Source organism: Paraburkholderia sp. BGA-UO-ETr-F21 (assembly GCF_059567925.1).
In genome coordinates this window covers 1-17,594 of sequence record NZ_JCAQOY010000026.1, presented here as the reverse complement: position 1 = coordinate 17,594, position 17,594 = coordinate 1, and the positions used below count along the sequence as shown (strand labels likewise).

The 17,594-nt window shown below is 55.0% G+C and carries 14 protein-coding genes and 2 pseudogenes; 1 reads left to right on the top strand and 15 read right to left on the bottom strand.

The window, feature by feature from the left end; genetic code table 11:
• Positions 1–62: 62 nt before the first annotated feature.
• Together AC57B1_RS15490 and AC57B1_RS15485 are read right to left on the bottom strand one after the other, a co-directional pair.
• Positions 63–362 (bottom strand): hypothetical protein, encoded by a 300-nt coding sequence (locus AC57B1_RS15490; RefSeq protein ID WP_496417944.1) that lies wholly within the window; start codon positions 360–362, stop codon positions 63–65.
• Positions 363–518: 156 nt separating this feature from the next.
• A pseudogene (locus tag AC57B1_RS15485) lies at positions 519–1,133 on the bottom strand (transposase); the annotation flags it as partial.
• Positions 1,134–1,751: 618 nt separating this feature from the next.
• Here AC57B1_RS15485 and AC57B1_RS15480 point away from each other — a divergent pair.
• Positions 1,752–2,825, top strand: coding sequence for a glycosyltransferase family 61 protein (locus AC57B1_RS15480; RefSeq protein WP_496417943.1), 1,074 nt, complete (start codon positions 1,752–1,754; stop codon positions 2,823–2,825).
• Between the two features lie 31 nt (positions 2,826–2,856).
• Here AC57B1_RS15480 and AC57B1_RS15475 read toward each other — a convergent pair whose 3' ends face one another.
• From AC57B1_RS15475 to AC57B1_RS15415, 13 genes and pseudogenes are all read right to left on the bottom strand, one after another.
• Positions 2,857–3,888, bottom strand: coding sequence for a hypothetical protein (locus AC57B1_RS15475; RefSeq protein ID WP_496417942.1), 1,032 nt, complete (start codon positions 3,886–3,888; stop codon positions 2,857–2,859).
• Positions 3,881–5,554, bottom strand: coding sequence for a hypothetical protein (locus AC57B1_RS15470; protein ID WP_496417941.1), 1,674 nt, complete (start codon positions 5,552–5,554; stop codon positions 3,881–3,883). The genes AC57B1_RS15475 and AC57B1_RS15470 overlap by 8 nt, the downstream gene beginning before the upstream one ends.
• 13 nt (positions 5,555–5,567) lie before the next feature.
• Positions 5,568–7,004, bottom strand: a complete 1,437-nt coding sequence (locus AC57B1_RS15465; protein ID WP_496417940.1) for an FkbM family methyltransferase — start codon at positions 7,002–7,004, stop codon at positions 5,568–5,570.
• A 260-nt stretch (positions 7,005–7,264) separates the two neighbouring features.
• On the bottom strand, positions 7,265–8,005 hold the full coding sequence (locus AC57B1_RS15460) for an ABC transporter ATP-binding protein (protein WP_496417939.1): 741 nt from the start codon (positions 8,003–8,005) through the stop codon (positions 7,265–7,267).
• 30 nt (positions 8,006–8,035) lie between these two features.
• Positions 8,036–8,842, bottom strand: coding sequence for an ABC transporter permease (locus tag AC57B1_RS15455; RefSeq protein WP_496417938.1), 807 nt, complete (start codon positions 8,840–8,842; stop codon positions 8,036–8,038).
• 123 nt (positions 8,843–8,965) lie between these two features.
• The gene (locus AC57B1_RS15450) at positions 8,966–9,991 is read right to left on the bottom strand and encodes a CgeB family protein (protein ID WP_496417937.1); all 1,026 of its coding nucleotides are present in this window, start codon (positions 9,989–9,991) and stop codon (positions 8,966–8,968) included.
• Positions 9,988–12,474 (bottom strand): glycosyltransferase family protein, encoded by a 2,487-nt coding sequence (locus tag AC57B1_RS15445; RefSeq protein WP_496417936.1) that lies wholly within the window; start codon positions 12,472–12,474, stop codon positions 9,988–9,990. Before AC57B1_RS15445 ends, AC57B1_RS15450 begins: the two co-directional genes overlap by 4 nt.
• 246 nt (positions 12,475–12,720) lie before the next feature.
• Positions 12,721–13,632, bottom strand: a complete 912-nt coding sequence (locus AC57B1_RS15440; protein ID WP_496417959.1) for a glycosyltransferase family 2 protein — start codon at positions 13,630–13,632, stop codon at positions 12,721–12,723.
• Positions 13,614–14,507, bottom strand: coding sequence for a dTDP-4-dehydrorhamnose reductase (gene rfbD / locus AC57B1_RS15435; RefSeq protein ID WP_496417935.1), 894 nt, complete (start codon positions 14,505–14,507; stop codon positions 13,614–13,616). The genes AC57B1_RS15440 and rfbD overlap by 19 nt, the downstream gene beginning before the upstream one ends.
• The gene (rfbC, locus tag AC57B1_RS15430) at positions 14,504–15,064 is read right to left on the bottom strand and encodes a dTDP-4-dehydrorhamnose 3,5-epimerase (RefSeq protein ID WP_496417934.1); all 561 of its coding nucleotides are present in this window, start codon (positions 15,062–15,064) and stop codon (positions 14,504–14,506) included. Before rfbC ends, rfbD begins: the two co-directional genes overlap by 4 nt.
• The gene (rfbA, locus tag AC57B1_RS15425) at positions 15,049–15,942 is read right to left on the bottom strand and encodes a glucose-1-phosphate thymidylyltransferase RfbA (protein WP_496417933.1); all 894 of its coding nucleotides are present in this window, start codon (positions 15,940–15,942) and stop codon (positions 15,049–15,051) included. Before rfbA ends, rfbC begins: the two co-directional genes overlap by 16 nt.
• 10 nt (positions 15,943–15,952) lie before the next feature.
• Positions 15,953–17,014: a dTDP-glucose 4,6-dehydratase gene (rfbB, locus tag AC57B1_RS15420; protein ID WP_496417932.1), complete on the bottom strand. Its 1,062-nt coding sequence runs from the start codon at positions 17,012–17,014 to the stop codon at positions 15,953–15,955.
• Positions 17,015–17,486: 472 nt separating this feature from the next.
• A pseudogene (locus AC57B1_RS15415) lies at positions 17,487–17,594 on the bottom strand (IS5/IS1182 family transposase); the annotation flags it as partial.

The window sequence follows — 17,594 nt, the reverse complement described above, 5'->3', positions numbered from 1 at the left end:
CAACTACACCCGTTGACCGGCCAAAATAGTTGTCGCTGACCGGCCGTTCTGCTTGACGCTGTCTAATTGCGCACCTCATGGGCAAACCGGCTCCTTCGAGAAGCGCTTCGTCCACGCCCATGCCGCCGAATCCAATCTTGCACAAACGGTTCGACATGATCGCTCAGTTGCATGAGCTCATTCGCGCCGTGCGCCTTTGCGTACTCGCCGAAACTAAACAACACTGGAACGCGATGCAGTACGCTACGCGCCGTGTAGCGGTGCTCTGTCAGCCAGTTGACGTATTGCTCGATCGCTGGCGCGATCCAAGACGTCCGAATGCGATCAACGGTCGCCGGACGAAAGTAGTAGTTCTCGAGCATGACAATCTCCCAAGTAAAGTGGGAAGATCAAGATGCCACAACTAGCTCGTTATGTTCCTGTCGAGGGCAACGAAGTAGCTTCCGGAGGGCGGTTCAAGAAAAAAGGCCACATAACGGCCACGGGCACAGAACATCGATTTTGTTGCCGGCAACAAAATCGATGATGACGCGACCCGGGCAGCCACCGAGCCACTCGAAGGCGCGACGGTGGCAGGCCAGCCATGTCTCGACGGTCTGGTCAAGCACGAGCTCGACATACTGGTGACGCGACCAGCAGAGGGTCATGACGAAGAACCATGTCTTGATCTGTGCGCCCGATTCATGTGCCAGTACCGGTCCGGCGCCGAAGTCGACCTGTGCGGCCTCCGCTGGCGCAAACTCAAGGATCGTTGTGGCCGGCACGCCGCGTTCGGCCCTCAGGCCCAGCAGGATACGGCGCACCGCCGAGTAGCTGCCGGTATAGCCATGGTTGCGTTTCAGCGCGTGGTGAATCGTTGTGCCCTGAACGCCTGCGTCATGCCAGTCACGGATCTGCTCACGAAACGGCTCGAGCGTGGACACGCATGTGCTCGGCAAATGTGGAGTGCGGCCAAACACGCCGGCAATCACGGTATCGTCAGGCAGCGGCTGCCCGGGATTCAGCCAGCCGCGCTCGTCGGCCATACGACGAACAGCGGTCAACTTCTTGCGACCCATCAGGCCGCTACGCCCGATGTCGCGATCGGAATCGCCTTGCCGCATGCGGACAAGGACTTGACGGTACTCAAACAATTCGAACCTCCGGTTGGTCATGGACACTCCGTTCAGAAAGAACGGAGCGTACCCATCTGGAAAGTTCGAATCGCGTTCAACACCCGGCGCCGGTGGCGCCTATACGCCGATCATCGACTGGCTCCTTTACGCCGGTCACCGACTGGCGCCATAACGCCGATCCTGCGCTGGCGCCTATGCGCCGATCATCTGGTGGCGCCAATACGCCGATCCCGAAATGGCTCCATAGCGCCGGTCAGTGACACTGCGCGCCGGGTGTACGCCGCAGATACTTGCGGGCGACTTCGACGTCCCTCAATTCGATCGCCGTGTCCCTGATTGCTTTGCGGAAAAAGTCAATTTTTCGCCACAGGGAAAGCATGACGCTCTCTTCATCAGGTACCCATTCGTTCAAAGTCGGGCGGTTATGCCGTTTGCACCCCGAGGGCCGCCAAACTTTGATCCAATGGCCCCTTTTGGGCCCACCTGGCTTATATTCTCACTTGAGGTCAAACTCACCATCCGGACGAGAAGCTCAGCGTTACCGTCGAGCGGCAGCCGGAGCGCTGTAGCCTTACCTATTCAATAGGTCGCCCAATAACTACGCACCGATGCAGCTCAGTGTAGAAGGAAATGCAGATGGACTCTTATGAACAAGTGAATATTAGACGTAACGAAGCTGATCGCTGGATAGAGATAGTGCCGTCAAGCCGATATGAGAGAAAAGTTCCCAATCTCTTTGGTTTTTTTAGCCATGCAGATGACATCCGAAAATTCATACTGCAAGAGGTTAGCCGCGACTACGTTGACGTCCCGCCTCAGGACATCTATTTCCACAACGACGCGTACGCTTCAGATTTTACCGTCCTGTTTGACAGCCAAAAAAAGTTGATAACTGCATCAACTATCAATCACGCATCGTTACCAAGTTTTGACGATTTACTGAACATTGGATCGTACAAGGTCGACAACCTGCCGGGGAGAGCTGCGTTTATCTGGAAATCCGGGAAGAATAACTATGGGCATATGCTCATCGAAATGCTTTCGAAATGCGAAAACCTCGTACATTCCGGTTTAACCCCAATTACGCTAATTGTTCCCACGCTCCCCGCCCAATTACGCGAACATTTTTACAGCTTCTTGAGGGCTGCATATGGCAATGCATTCGCTCTGTATGACATGACAACCCCCTTGTTACACGTCGACGAGCTTGTCGTGCCTGGTCCGGTAACCCGACATAATGTGCAAAAATCTCATACAGTCGTAAATATGGCGGCGAAGATCACCGCAGCAGTTGAACCCAAGCAACGCTTCGATAAAATTTATGTTTCTCGGTCTGGTCACGCCAATCGGAGCATGCGCAATGAGCCGGAGATCGAACACATAGTGGAGGCACACGGTTTTAAAATCGTACGCCCTGAAACCATGTCCGCCCTTGAACAGGTCGCAACCTTCGCTGCCGCCAGCCACATAATGGGCCCTCTCGGCGCTGGTCTAACAAATGCCGTCTTTGCGCCGACGCAAGCCCAGCTTACGGTCATTGACCCGGGTCTTTACGATTTCTTTTTCTATGATCTGGCTGGACTGCGGGGTCAGCAATTTAATTGGATATTTACCGAACCTATTAAGCGCAATGACGGTTCTCGCCTACACGCCGATTACTTCGTCAATCCATCATTAGTAGAGCAGGCGCTTGAGACGATCGACGCCTGAGCGCCGAACGTCCGGATGGCCGTGGCAAAGGTCATTTTGCAGACTGCGTCGCGGCAAATTCCTTGAAGCTGTCCTGCCCGACCATAAATGGATTTTCAAATCGCTGCTTAATATCTGCTCGTTGACGGTAAAAAATCCGATCACTGCGCGATATGGGTGTGCCATCGGAATATGTGGAGTACCCCCACCATCCTTTCGGTAGACCTTCAACCGCATTTGCGCTTAACCGCTGCTTATACCATTTAATCAACTCAAACACAGCGAAACTACTTCCGGCGTACCGCTCCAACATTAGCTCGCCTATCCACGTAACTTTCGTAAAGTGGAAGAATCGAAGCGGTTTTCCACCCGCAGTTATCACACCGTTTTCATTTATATCTATCGGCCGTTGGCTCTGATTCCAGCTTGCTACGTTGTATCCTGGGTCTCTAAGGATATGAAGCGTGGGGAAGAAAACCGGCGCGTGATCGCACCACCGCTGATCCGTGAACAGGCCATTTGGCACATCGTCAAAGCAGAAATCGATGAGCCTATCGCGCCACCAACGTGCAAAACGACGCCCCTCCGGCGTATTTGAGACCGCGAAGAATCCTAAGTTATAGACGCCATATTTCAACGACCCGATCTCGTTATCGATGATAGCGCGCTTGTCCGTGTCCGGTTGAATCTGATGTGGCGTCAACACTGCATCGTGGCGATCAAGAAGATCTTCTATCGGCAACAGAGACGAAAAAATCGCCGTATCCGGGTCAAGATAAACGACCTTGTCCGCCCCATTTTCAAGCAACTGACATAGCATTTGCCCCTTAACAGCGGTGCAGAGCTCGATGACATCGTGCTCAAACATCCAACCGTCAAGACCTGCTATCCCAAGTTCGCTAATATGGGTGATCCGGTCAATCGGTTCCGTCGAAAGATCCAACGTAAAACCTGCAGGCTCTGTATCCGTTAGACATAGCCAGAACGTCCAATCGGGATGAAACTTTTTGATGGTTTCGCCGAGCACTCGAACACGATCCAAGTACGAATATGACGCACTGGTAAAACAATGCACTTTAGACATGGCCAATCTCCTGCGAGTCAGTGCGCGCGCTAGCGTCAACGTCGGTAATATTACGAGCGAGAATCCAGTCGAGACTATTTTCCCCCTGCATGACCGTTCCCCGAAAGCGAGTCCGACTACGAAGAGATTGCAGTGCATCCCCCTCAAATAGAGCATGAAGAGCGTCCGCGTTTTCCAACGCGAGCCCCTGAGTAGGAGCATGTGAGGAAACTGCCGGCCAGACGTTGCCCGCATCCGCACGTGCCACCACAAACGCACCACCGGCCAAGGCCTCATGAACTGCAAAGCAGAAAGTTTCGGACCAAAGCGACCAGCTTACGACGATGTCCACATTGTGTTCCGCAATCGCTTCGATCATGGCTTCCCGATTGGACGCATCGACTTTGACGGGTACGTTGGTAATGCAGCTTGGTGACGGCACGCCTTCTGATGCCCCCAACTGCAAAAAGCGATAACGCGGATCGTGCTGGAAGCGAAGTGCCAGCTCTTCGAATACCGGCCACCCTTTGAGGAATACCCGCGCGCCCACATGGGCGACGGTTAGCTTGCTATCTTTTCTATTGCCGAACGTCCGCCCCTCTACCGACGGCGTTAGCAACAAACGACCGGGAGCAATGACTGAACTGCTGGCCGCCGGGTAAGCACAATGGCTCCGCCAGAAATCAAGCGCGGACTGGGACGGCGCGGCCACATCAGGTACGAGATCTGCAAAGAACTTAGCCATTCTTTCCACATGCCGGTTGCGGACGCGTCCGTATGAGCACACGTTGCACCCCCCGGAATCAACAGGCGGCGCAAAGCAGAATTTGACGTCGTTGCGCATCAGTGCGTAGCTAGGGCACAGCGTAAAAAAGTCATGCAGCCAGACTTTCGGGCGACACACCGCTATGGCGCGGACCAACGAAGTGACAATCTCAGGTGCATGGCCCATCAAATGATGGATGACCACCTCGCGCTTCACCGAACGGACGATTTTAGTTGCCAGGGCGGCGTTTAGCGTCAGGGCGGTAACCACTCCGGCCAGTGTTCCCCCGATACGTACCTTAAAGCGAAACGAATCCGGATTAGTGGCGTCGGCTAGCATTGGCAAGGGCTGCGCAGGTGAAAGGTGCAAGTATTTCCAATCGGCGGCAGCAAAAGTACGCTGCTCGTCGCCAATAACATTTTGAATTCCGCCAAAATTTGCGCCGTAATCGTCGTGACTTAATGACACCACCACGCCAGCGGTGTCCGCGCCGATCGCAAGTCCTTTAACGATCGCGTCGATATCGATCTCGTCCGAATTGTCAGCGGTAACCTTCCAGTCTGCGCATCGCTCATCTACCGGCCTTGCTTGTTCAAGCTGCCGGCGCCAGACGTCGAGCGGCCGACGACACTGACGGCCTTCCGAACGTCCTGCCAAGACATAGTGGATGAACGGGTTTATCCCTGCGTCTGCAACGTCGGTATTGGTAGCAAGATAATAGCTAACGTCAAAGTCTTTTGACGGATTGCGGCCCTCCCGCCATCCCGTTGTAACGAAATGGAGCAACGGAGGAATCCCACTCGCCTTCACATCGGGATAAGCCGCCAGGTAATATTGGCCGTCAAACTCCTGACTAACCAGACTGAGCGTGTACTGGTCAACCTCAGCAAGCGCTGCCTCAATGTTAAGAGAATCAATCATTCCGTTAGCCCTATCAACGCATCGACCGCGCTATTTTGCCCGCCGCACGCCGTAGCGCCACAAGCGTCGCCCTCAAAGCGGGCGAGCGAGTCGCAATCCGCCGCAATGGAGCGCCCGCACGCCAATATGTACTCGACGTTATTGCACGCAATTCGCGGGTCGCGTCCACATTCGCATATAGCGAAGCAATCGCGCTCACGTTTGGATTTTCGTGCGGCTCGACTCCTCGATTTGCGTTCTTTTCCCTCTCGGCGCCCAATGCAGCCAACCGATCCAAAGCGAGTGCGGAAGCATGCGCCAACTTCCCCTCCGCTTCCCGCAGTTGAAGGCGGGCTTTTCGCAGATCATCATCACGCGAGCGCAGAAGTTGATCCAACGCCGCCAACTTGGCGTTTGCTCGGATCAACGCTTCCCGCTCCGCGGTCAACGCCTGACGCGCGTGATCAAGCAGATCAAATACAAGGGGACCCGGGTTTACGCCTTCGTTCAGAAAGGCGTCGAAATTCTCGTCTCGAAGTTTTCGCCCTGCAATCGCCACAATCTCCGGAGCGGACGCATTCATCCACTCCGGGAACCCCCATCGCGGAGTACGCCATAACGCGCCCTTCAACTCGGCGACACTCGAGATGCGGCGCAAAATGCAACCGCGCTTCGCGAAACTTTCGCCCAAAGGTGGTAATTCTTCCCGTATAGCGAGCAAACCTGCTTCATACGCCCACGGAAATATGGCCGTTGGATTCCCACGGAAGTTATCCGGGTTATAGGCGGGAAATGCAAAGTAATACAGATGCCGATTCATCGACGACAGCAATGCGGCGACCTTCAAGGACCAGTGGGTTTCATTGCACTCCACCCAAATCGCGCAGCCATCGGTCGACAGATAATCCTCGTCGGCCTTCAGAATATCGTACTCAAGCTGCTCGACATCCAGCTTAATCAGATCGAACGGCCCGTCGACTTCAGCAATCTCACGCAAAGTTGCACGCGGCAACGACGAATCGGCTGATTGCTGGTCGTCGTCTGCCAGAAAAGACGTAGCCCCAAGATTGTCCGCTTCACGATGTGGGGCGATCCTGGCCTGTGACGAAGCCAGGATGGTTTCCCGGATGGACCATGATGATCGGCAATTCGCTTCTACGTTTTTCCTCAGCAACGGCGTAACAGCGCTATTGCCTTCCACGAAACATATGCTCGCGACGCTCGCGTGACGCTCCAATCCCAACCCGAAGGTACCCAAAAAAGCGCCGCCGTCAAGGACTCGGATATCGCGTTTGGTCATCGCACCGGCGATGAACTCGACTTCAAGCGAAGCCCACTCGCCAAACTCCCGAAGGTGATGTCCCACGACGTCCCGATCTGCGTCCGGGACGCTAAGAATGCCATATTTGGTCTTAATTTCGTTCACGTTCGCCACAACGGCCCTTTTTGAAGTTAAACGTTTTTGCACCACAAATCACGCTTCCGGGGTCAACGCAGTCGGCCCCAATTCTCGAATTGCAGCAATCCTATCTAGCGGCTCAAACCAATCAAGCATGCCGCACTCAAAAGGGAACGCGTCGCGGTGTCGGCCTAGTGTCATTGGACAACAGGTGTACCATAGCCGCTAAACGAGGGCTTCCGATCGCTTAACGGACGCTACCGTTCTGAACTCCCGGAGAAACTCGATTTTCCTAAGACTGCCCGTAGACCTCAGTATGGGGCGTTCCCCAATCACTCAGCTTCCGGGGAAGTGACGATTTCATCTCGAACGAGCCGTCCGTGTTCCATATAAAACGCACGGTTGCAAACGCTTTGCACGAGTGTCGGCGAATGAGTCGCGAGAACCAACACCGAAGCGTTATTCACCATATGGTTCAAGCGCTCGCGTGCCTTTTCATTAAAAGAAGCATCTCCAACCGACAGCCACTCGTCCATCAAGATCACATCAGCAGGTACCGTAGTCGCTACAGCAAAAGCCAAACGAAGCTGCATACCGCTGGAATATGTGCGGATGGGCATATTGAGGTAGTCCTCTCCCAACTCGCTGAAGTCGGCAATAGCCTGTACATTCCGCGAGATCTCCGCAGGCTTCATGCCAAGCATTACGCCGCGTAAAAAGATGTTTTCATAGCCCGTTGCTTCACTGTCCATACCCAGCGAAATATCGATTAATGAGACGATTTTGCCCTGTACAGAGAGGCGGCCACTAACAGGCGGATATACACCCGCCAGTACACGCAGGAGCGTTGTTTTTCCGGATCCATTGTGCCCCACTAACGCGACCCGGTCGCCGGCCGAGATGCGGAATGAAACATCATCAAGTGAGCGCACGACTACCCGATTACCAGCATCGGAAGCTACGCGCCCCCCCGTGGTCGCCTTTAACAATGATTTTTTAAGCGATCGGTGCGACGCATTGTAAATCGGGAACTCGACCACAACGTTGTCCGCAATTATGCAAGAATTTCTCATATGATGATTCCCGTATCTTTTACATCCAGCTCACAACCAATATGCGATGCGCCGCTGGTATCGACCCTGCAAGACAATCCCGATCAAACAAGTAACCACGGCTGTCCCGATGGACCAAAGCCAAGATTCAGCGCTAATCGATTCGCCTAACAGCGGCGCCCGGACAACTTCAATCAAATGCGCAAGCGGATTAAAGTCGATAATCCAAGAATATTTTCCACCGAGCACGCCGGGCTTCCATATAATCGGTGTGACGTAAAAAATCACCATTATTGCGTTTTGAATGATCATCGGCATATCTCTAAATCGGGTGCAAAAAATACTCACAATCATAGAAATACCCAACATCGCTACACAACCAACGAACAACCCAGGGAAAACCCACAGAACCTCCCAACTCCAACTTGGCCCCAATATAGATATAACAGCAATAATAATGACGGCGTTATGCAACATAATAATAAAATTTCGCACAAGCAGCCGTAACAGGTATATCGGCATTGGAAATTTTATTTGCTTTATTACGCTTTCGAACTGAACGAATCCAGTCGATGCCTCGTTGATCTGGGCCGAATAAAACGTCCAGATAATATTTCCGGCAGTGAAAAATGGGAGGTACTCACCAATTTTCATCTTGAACAACACCGACCACAATACACCCATCGTACCGATCATGATGCCGGTCGAAATCGTTACCCAGAACGGCCCAAGTACCGACCTCCGGTAGCGCTGGCGGATATCGTACCAAGCAAGAAGTGCCCAGAGATGGGGTTGCCGCAGAGCGTCGACAAGCTCCGAAAAGCCGCTCCGTAGGTTCCCGGCTTTCTCTTGTTCCATTACGGTGATTTCGTTCGTATCCACAAGTAGTTAGTGTCGCGAAAAAGTTTTACGAGTCGCCCTTAGGCGATCCGTGATAACCAGTGGTAAGTAGTAGGATGGGACCGGACGCAAATGCGTGTATCAGTGGAACGCGCCACCTGTTGCACTCCTCGACTTTGGGCCATCGTCCGCACTCGCAGTTCGTTTGTCCACGCCAACATCCATACATTTCTCGAGTACGACCTGGGCTCGGTGACGGTAAGTGTGGGCCGACAAAGCACGGCCTTGCGCGGCCAAGCCGAGTTGCAATGCTCGCGCAGGATCGTCGCGTAACGAGTCGATGTGCCGCCGTAGTTCTGAAGGAGAATCGAACAACAGAACTTCGCCGTTTTCCGGGTCGAAATATTGCTCGATTTCAAGTCCCTCAACGAATATGCATTGTACCGCACCGGACATTGCCGCCTCGAAGGTTCGTGGCCCCGGCGTGGAAGGCACAAGCATGAACCTTCGGTTCGCAAGGTCGTGGGTGCGCCCCACGTTCAAAGTCACGAGTGAGTCGGCGTAAAAGTCAGCTAACTCTTCATTGAGCACGCGCTCGTTGGAGGCGAACTTCATGCTTTGAGGCCACCCAGCACCGCGCACCATCACGTTCAGACCGGATAGCGCAGGCCCGCAATCATGGAGGAGGCTGACGCGATTGGGGAATCCAACGCCACAGAAAAAAAGGTCGCGTGCGTACGTTGCGGGTCGCTTCCGGAAGTGAGCTGTTGGATCGGCCGCCAAAGGCAAATGAAATACGCCGTCCCGTTCGTAGTGGGTCGCGGCCCACTGGTCATTCGTAAATATTAGATCCGCAATTTCGTTGATTTTGTAGTTGTAATCGAACTCGTAGGGATCGTCGTGAAGCCAGAAGGCGAGTAACGCATCATTTTTCATGCAATACCGCTTGAGCCGCAAATAGGAGACAGAAGCGGGCATGCACGACCCAAATACCAGTATCACGTTCGGCCGAAAAGTCTCCAGATGGGCTTCCGCCGTGTCGTAGGAGCAAGAGACAACCGCACCTGCACCGATCAACGCGCTGAAGCCGCGCGCCACGTAGCTACGCAAAACGGCGTTGTTGCTTAGGCGGTCGGGGGAGCCGCTGCAAATCAGTACTTTGGTCATCGCGAGGTCACCTTTCGCTTGGCGACATTCCAGATAATTTTTCCTACTGCCATATACCCCTCGCGCCGCTGGATAGCGATAAGCCGCCTCACCCGGTCGGAAGTAATCCCGACCTTCGATAATGCTTGCAGGCGCGGGATAGAACCTCCGTCCGCGACCCACGACCTCGACTGCAAGGAAATCCCCAGATCACCGATTGACATTCCCGTAGAAGGCCCGACCGTCTCGTGTCCAAGAGCGGGGACATCACGCGTGAGCATCTCATACTCCAATAACAGGTCCCGGACGTGCGGCGTCATCGTACTAATTTTGACATCGCGCCGGTCCTTGATTGTCGCCTGCATTCGTGACAGCGCTCCCCTATCTTCCGCAAGGAACATGATCGCATCACGCAGCGCGCCCTCTTCCTGCGGCGGAATCTTGAGGCCGTCGACGCCATGTTCGACACGCTCGCCCAAAGCCCCTATATCCGTCACGATCGGAACGAGTAACTGCTGCCATGCCTCCGATAGTGTCAAGCAATAGGTCTCGGGCCAGACGGACACATGGAGCGATACATGGCACTCGGCAAGTTCCGCGGGAGGATTTCCCGGCGAAAAAGTCCCTGTGACCTTGACGTTGGGAAAGGCATTTTCATCAGCGAGCGACAGATAAGGATCATCTATGCGACCAAACACATAAAACATTATCGCCGCATCCCTGAGCGTCCTTATGACTCGCAGCAGGACGTCGCCCCCTTTCTGCATAGTCACATTGCCCAAGAGGGCAACCTTCAGACGGCCACCACCTTTCTTCTCGTTCGCAGGCTCACGGTGACTAATCGGTACTGGTAGAATCCGAAGGCCACGGTGATTCGCGAGCTCAGGATAGATCCTAAGCACAAGATCGCGCCCCGAAGCCGTATTGAAAATCAGTCGATCACATTTATTGAGCACTGCCGCCCAAAAATTTCGGCGGGTTGATTGCGAGCCGACCGGCAAGCCTCGCTTCTCAGCCAGACAGACATCGCATTGCGAAATTGGTATGTCAGGGGCATGGCAGTACGCGTTTTTAAACGAAATTAAATTGAATTCCACGCATACTGGATAGTAATCGTGCATAGTAAAGACCGTGCGAACCCCAAGCGCGCGCGCAACATAGACCAACGACGGAACGTGGCCTATGAAGTGCTGAAAATGCACCAAGTCAATCTCTCTTTCACACAAAACATTGTGAAAGGCATTTTCGCGCTCGTCATCCGAAATTGCCAACAAAGGATCCAAGTTTCCAAATTTGAACTCTTGAATTTTCTGATAGTCCGCATCCAAAAGCACTGTGGAATTTGATCGCGCACTACCTTCGGCCGGTACATAAAAGAATACATTGCACTGGGGAAGCAACTGGAGACGAATCTGGTCGAGATACACTTCGACGCCACCAAACCCGCCCCGTGCCACAATGTTATGACAAACGAACAGCACATTTTTCTTGCGCGAGAGCGGCGTCACTGAAGAAGTCGCGTTCTCGTCCGCCGCTTGCCGTAGTCCATCCAGCTCTGAAATGATCGTGTCAATCCGGTTCTCATAACAATGCATTTCCAGCGCGTGACGGCGTGCCGCCTCTGCAATCGAATCTCTATAACCCCGATCAGCCTTTAGCGCTCGGACCTTTCTCAGAAAATCACCGCTATCGGCGAAATACTGAAAATGTTCGTCTGGTGTGAAATAGGCCGAAAGCTCAGTCATCGATTGTGGCACGAGTTGCACAGTCCCGGCTAACGCGGCCTCGAACACCCTCGGCGGCGGCGTGTGAGACTCGGCCTGGCCTTCAACGGAAGAAAAAACCCGCGGCAACAGAATTGTCGCGACGCTTCGATTCGCAAAGCGAGCGAAGTTCGGCGGTGAGCACCGCCAGGAGATCTGACTGTCCGGCAACGGAAGCCGATGAGGCGGCAAGAATCGATTAGCAGGCAACGCGAGCTTGAACTTTAAATCATCGGACGAGCCAACGATCTCCCGAAAAAATTCGGCTCGATTCGGCCAGATAGTTCCTGCGAAAAAGACATCGTATAGGAGCGATTTCGACCGATCGGCGACCCGCATGCTATGGAAATCGTGAGTACCTGCGAGCGGCAAGAATCGCCCTTTGGCCCCGTAAGCGCTTAGGCATGATTCCTCGTTGGTAAACACGAGATCAAACAAGCGTGCATTGACAACATTTTTATGCAATTCGTACGGATCTTCGCTGACCCACAAAACACCTAAACCACAAATCGACTTAACACGCGCAACCGTGTCAGTTCTCAGTTCTTCGCCGTCGAACGCCAACAGCACATTGCATCTCATTTCGCGAGCCAACGCAATCGCGTTAAGTGCATTGGCGTTCACCACGACCTCGACGCGCGGGTGACGACGGAGCGCCCGCTCGACTCCAATACACATGTAGTGGTTCGGATTGATGTGCTTGGTGTCCAGCAGAAGCACGCGATACGCAGCTTGGTTCATGGTTCGATATGAAAGACAGTCTGTCAAAGGCTATGCTACAACGTCGCAACGGTGGCTCTGAGCGGTTTAGACCACGGCTCCTTCGAGCCCAGAGACTTTCCATGGCGCCGCTGCTCCTGGCCGTGGGAGAATACTGAAGCGCGATGCCAAGACGGATCGCGCTAGACCAGTGTTCTGCGAGCGGCGTCAGGCGACGACACCCACAAACCATGCTGCGACCCGAGACGCCAGCGGCCAAGCTCGGATTCATTGCGAGAGTCTTCCAAGCCTTCCCCTCAACCCATCTCGTAGACCCCGAATCGCCATGGAAAGATGGTCCATGCGCTGGGATGGCAGCAGACAATAGACAAGTAGACGAACCGGGAGCTTAACCAGTTCGGTCGATTTCCATGTCCAGGGAACGTAAGGCCTAAGCACAAGCGCAATGGCATTGCGAAAGAGATAGTAGTGACGCAGCGGGCTGTGCATCGGATACGGACGCCCGAGCACTCGAACCGGCTCGCCCCCCAACTGATGCGGCATGGTGAGCCAAGGTATGCCGAGCAATCGGAAGCCCTTCCGTTTCGCGCGAATACACCATTCCAGATCGACAAAATCAATGAATAACGTGTCATCCATCGGACCAATGTTTTTCCAACAGGCCAGATTGACGCAGCACCCCGAGGTGATCAAAAAATCGACATCGAGGGCTTGAGCACCAACCGCCGGAACACGCTTTAATCTGAACGGCCGGAACCGAACGAACGGGGCGACGCCTCCTAACCGCTCGTCATCATATGCAGGAGCGATCGCCGCAATATGCTCGTCTTTCTGCGACAGATCGATGAGCAACTGCGGAAGCAGAGCGACCAGGTCGTCTGCCGGCTGGCTGTCCTGGTCAAAAAGCAGCGCCGAAGAACAGCCCGCCGTGATGAGCTCGGCAATACCTTGGTTTAAAGCAGTCGCGACACCCACATTGTCGCCGTTCGGGATGTATTTGATCTCAGGCGCTAAATTCGACACTTGGTACTTCCCCGGCGTGTTGTCGACTACGACACAATACGTTTTCGAAGCAAGACGATTGGCAAGTTCGATGCAAGCCGTGTCGGGATAAAAAAATATGACGACACTGCCCGAACTTGGACGATTCGCTGGGTACGTCAAAGTTCGCCCATACAGAGAAGCAACGCATCTCTCCAGTCCGGCGCACAAACGTTGAAGGTCGATTGAAGCTTGGCGTTTGACAGCCTTGAGTTAGCCGGACGGGCTGCTGGGGTCGGATATGATGCTGCAGGAATCGGTTTTACCCGCGGCTTCTTTTCATGTCCGGAAAACTCGAATATGGCCTCAGCGAAGCCGTGCCAAGAAGTACTGCCCGACGCGGTCAAATGATAAATCCCCGAGTGCTCCTGCCACCATTCGTCCCGGCCATTGATCGCGGCCTGCGACAGCACATTCGCGCTCAGCGCCGCAATGGTGTTCGACCACGTGGGCGCGCCGAATTGATCCGCCACGACGCTCAGTTCTTCGCGGTCCGCGCCAAGGCGCAGCATCGTCAATAGGAAGTTCTTGCCCCGCGTGCCGTACACCCAACTCGTACGAAAAATCAGGTGTGCACAATCTACGGCGGCGATTGCCTGCTCGCCCGCAAGCTTGCTCTTGCCATATACGTTCTGCGGATTGACTGCATCGCTCTCGACATACGCGTCATCCTTCGTGCCGTCAAATACGTAGTCCGTCGAATAGTGAATCAGCCCTGCGCCGAGGCGCTTCGCTTCTTCGGCCAGCACACCAGGCACCTCAGCGTTCAGGCGCATCGCCGCGTCGACGTCAGTTTCCGCCTTGTCGACCGCCGTGTGAGCGGCCGGGTTGACGATGAGTCCCGGCTTTACCTCGCGCACTACACGACGCACCCACTCCAGGTCAGCAAGGTCTAGTGCGCTGCGATCGAGCGCGACAACCTTACCCAAGCCCTGCAGGCTGCGCACCAACTCGAAGCCCACTTGCCCGTTCACACCGGTGAGCAGAATGGTTTGTTCATCATGTGGAGTCATTGAAAACCCCCAGCAAAAACTTCAGCTTCACTCAATCGCTTCCCCGCCGCATCCTTCGCTGCCAGCAACGGCTCGTCGATCGGCCACTCGATGCCGATAGACGGATCGTCCCAGACGATGCTGCGCTCATGCTCGGGAAACCAGTAATCCGTGGTCTTGTAGAGAAACTGCGCGGATTCCGACAACACCACGAAGCCGTGCGCGAAACCAGGCGGGACCCACAACTGTCGATGGTTCTCGACCGACAGCGTGACACCCACCCACTTGCCGAAATTTGGCGAGCTCTTGCGGATGTCGACAGCAACGTCGAACACTTCGCCTTCAACCACGCGCACGAGCTTGCCCTGCGCGTTCTGTATCTGGTAATGCAAGCCGCGCAGCACGCCTTTCGCGGAGCGCGAATGGTTGTCCTGCACGAACTCGACGCCCGGTTCGACCTGCTCGGCGAACTCCTTCGCGTTGAAGCTCTCGAAGAAAAAACCTCTCGCATCGCCGAACACCTTCGGCTCGATGATCTTGACTTCAGGCAGCGCAGTAGCGGTTACTTGGATGGCCATGCCACTTGATCCGTAAGAATGTTTTGCAGATACTGCCCGTAGGCATTCTTGGCGAGCGGTTTGGCGAGAGCCTGCAATTGTTCGCCGTCGATCCATTGCCGCCGGTACGCAATCTCTTCAGGACACGCGACCACCAGTCCCTGACGCTTCTGCAGCGTGGCGATGAAGGTCGCCGCTTCGATCAGCGAATCGTGCGTGCCCGTGTCGAGCCACGCATAGCCACGCCCCATGATCTCGACATTGAGCGCGGCGTTGGCCAAATAACGCGAGTTGACGTCGGTGATTTCAAGCTCGCCACGCGGCGACGGCTTGATATCGGCGGCGATATCGCAGACCTGCTTGTCGTAGAAGTACAGACCGGTGACGGCGTAGTTGGAGCGGGGCCTGGCCGGCTTCTCTTCGATCGACAACGCACGGAACTGCCTGTCGAATTCGACGACGCCATAACGCTCCGGATCGTGCACGTGATACGCGAACACCGTGGCGCCTTGCTCCTGCTTATCAGCACGTTCTAGCTGCCTCGCGAGATCGTGGCCGTAGAAGATGTTGTCGCCAAGGATCAGTGCGGACGGATCATTGCCCACAAAATCGCGGCCGATGATGAACGCCTGTGCAAGACCGTCCGGCGACGGCTGAACCGCGTACTGAATGTTCATGCCCCACTGCCTGCCGTCGCCGAGCATTGTCTCGAAACGCGGTGTGTCCTGCGGCGTCGAAATGATCAGCACGTCACGAATACCCGCCACCATCAGCGTGGACAGCGGGTAGTAGATCATCGGTTTGTCGTACACCGGCAGCAACTGCTTCGATACGACGTGCGTGATCGGATACAGGCGTGTGCCCGAGCCGCCCGCGAGAATAATGCCTTTGCGCGCCATTGCCGTGCCTTTACGCGCGCTGCGCGTAGTTGGTATCAACCCACTTGCGATAGTCGCCGGAGGCGACTTCGTCCGACCACTCCTGATTGTCCAGATACCACTGGACCGTCTTCGCGAGGCCCGTTTCGAACGTTTCCGCAGGCTTCCAGCCGAGTTCGCGTTCGAGCTTGCGCGCGTCGATCGCATAACGGCGGTCGTGGCCCGGACGATCCTTCACATAGCTGATCTGATCGCGGTACGACGCGCCCGCCTTCGGACGCGACTGATCGAGCAGGTCGCACAGCGTATGCACGACCTCGAGGTTCTTCTTCTCGTTCCAGCCACCGACGTTGTACGTCTCGCCCGGCGTGCCGCGCGCGAGCACTTCGCGGATCGCGCTGCAATGGTCGCCGACATACAGCCAGTCGCGCACGTTCTGACCGTCGCCATAGACCGGCAACGGCTTGCCGCCGAGCGCGTTGGCGATCATCAGCGGAATCAGTTTCTCAGGGAACTGGTACGGACCGTAGTTATTCGAGCAGTTCGTGGTGAGCACCGGCAGGCCATACGTATGATGGTAGGCGCGCACCAGATGGTCGGAACCCGCCTTGGTGGCTGAGTAAGGGCTATTCGGCGCGTACGGCGTGGTCTCGGAGAATTGGGGATCGGTAGCGGAAAGCGAGCCGAACACTTCGTCGGTCGACACGTGCAGGAAGCGGAACGCGGCCTTGTCCGCCTCACCGAGCGCATTCCAGTAATGGCGGGCCGCCTCGAGCAGCGTGAAGGTGCCGACCACATTCGTTTGCACGAAATCAGCCGGGCCATGGATCGAACGATCCACATGGCTCTCGGCGGCAAAATGCAGCACGGCACGCGGCTTATGTTCGGCAAAGAGCGCGTCGAGTGCGGCGCGATCGCAGATATCCGCGCGCACGAAAATGTGCTTCGGATTGTTTTGTTGCGACTTGAGCGTACCCAGATTGCCGGCGTACGTCAGCTTGTCCACGTTCAGTACCGCTTCGTCCGACGCGTTGAGCCAGTCGAGCACGAAATTGGCGCCGATAAAACCGGCGCCGCCCGTTACCAGAATCATGAATTTCCCTTCTAAGATGTTGGCGGCAGGTCGAAATGGTTCACTGACCTGCTACCGCGCGTTGTGGTGCGGATTCTTGTCGACGCCCGCCGCCGCCCTTGCAATGCGGGCACGCGCTCAAACGCCAATCTTATGAAGCCCCGATTATAAAGCGGCCAAGCTTAAAAACTAGAACCCTAACAACTTGAAACAGCTTGACAAATTTGGTTTACATCAGTCGATTCGACCAACACCTTGAAGCCGAATGTCGCGGCGAGCGCCCGCAAGCATGGCAACCCATCGTACCAATGGAATGGCAAGCGGGCTAAATCACGGCAATACTCCGGGAATTGTGCGACGAATGGCGCACATGCATGAACAAACAAGAAACTCGCGCGGCGCATGACAATCGTTTATACGCGAACGAAGGTCGCGCGTCACCACGCCGCAAGAAAAACCGCGAAGGGCTGCAAATGCCGCCGCTTAGAGCGTGTTAGGCACTTTGAAGTACTGGCACTGCGTGAACGAGCATGAGCATTGCGAAGACCACGAAATGAAGTCCTGCAAGGGTTTCGGGCAGCCGTTCATAATCACGTGCGAG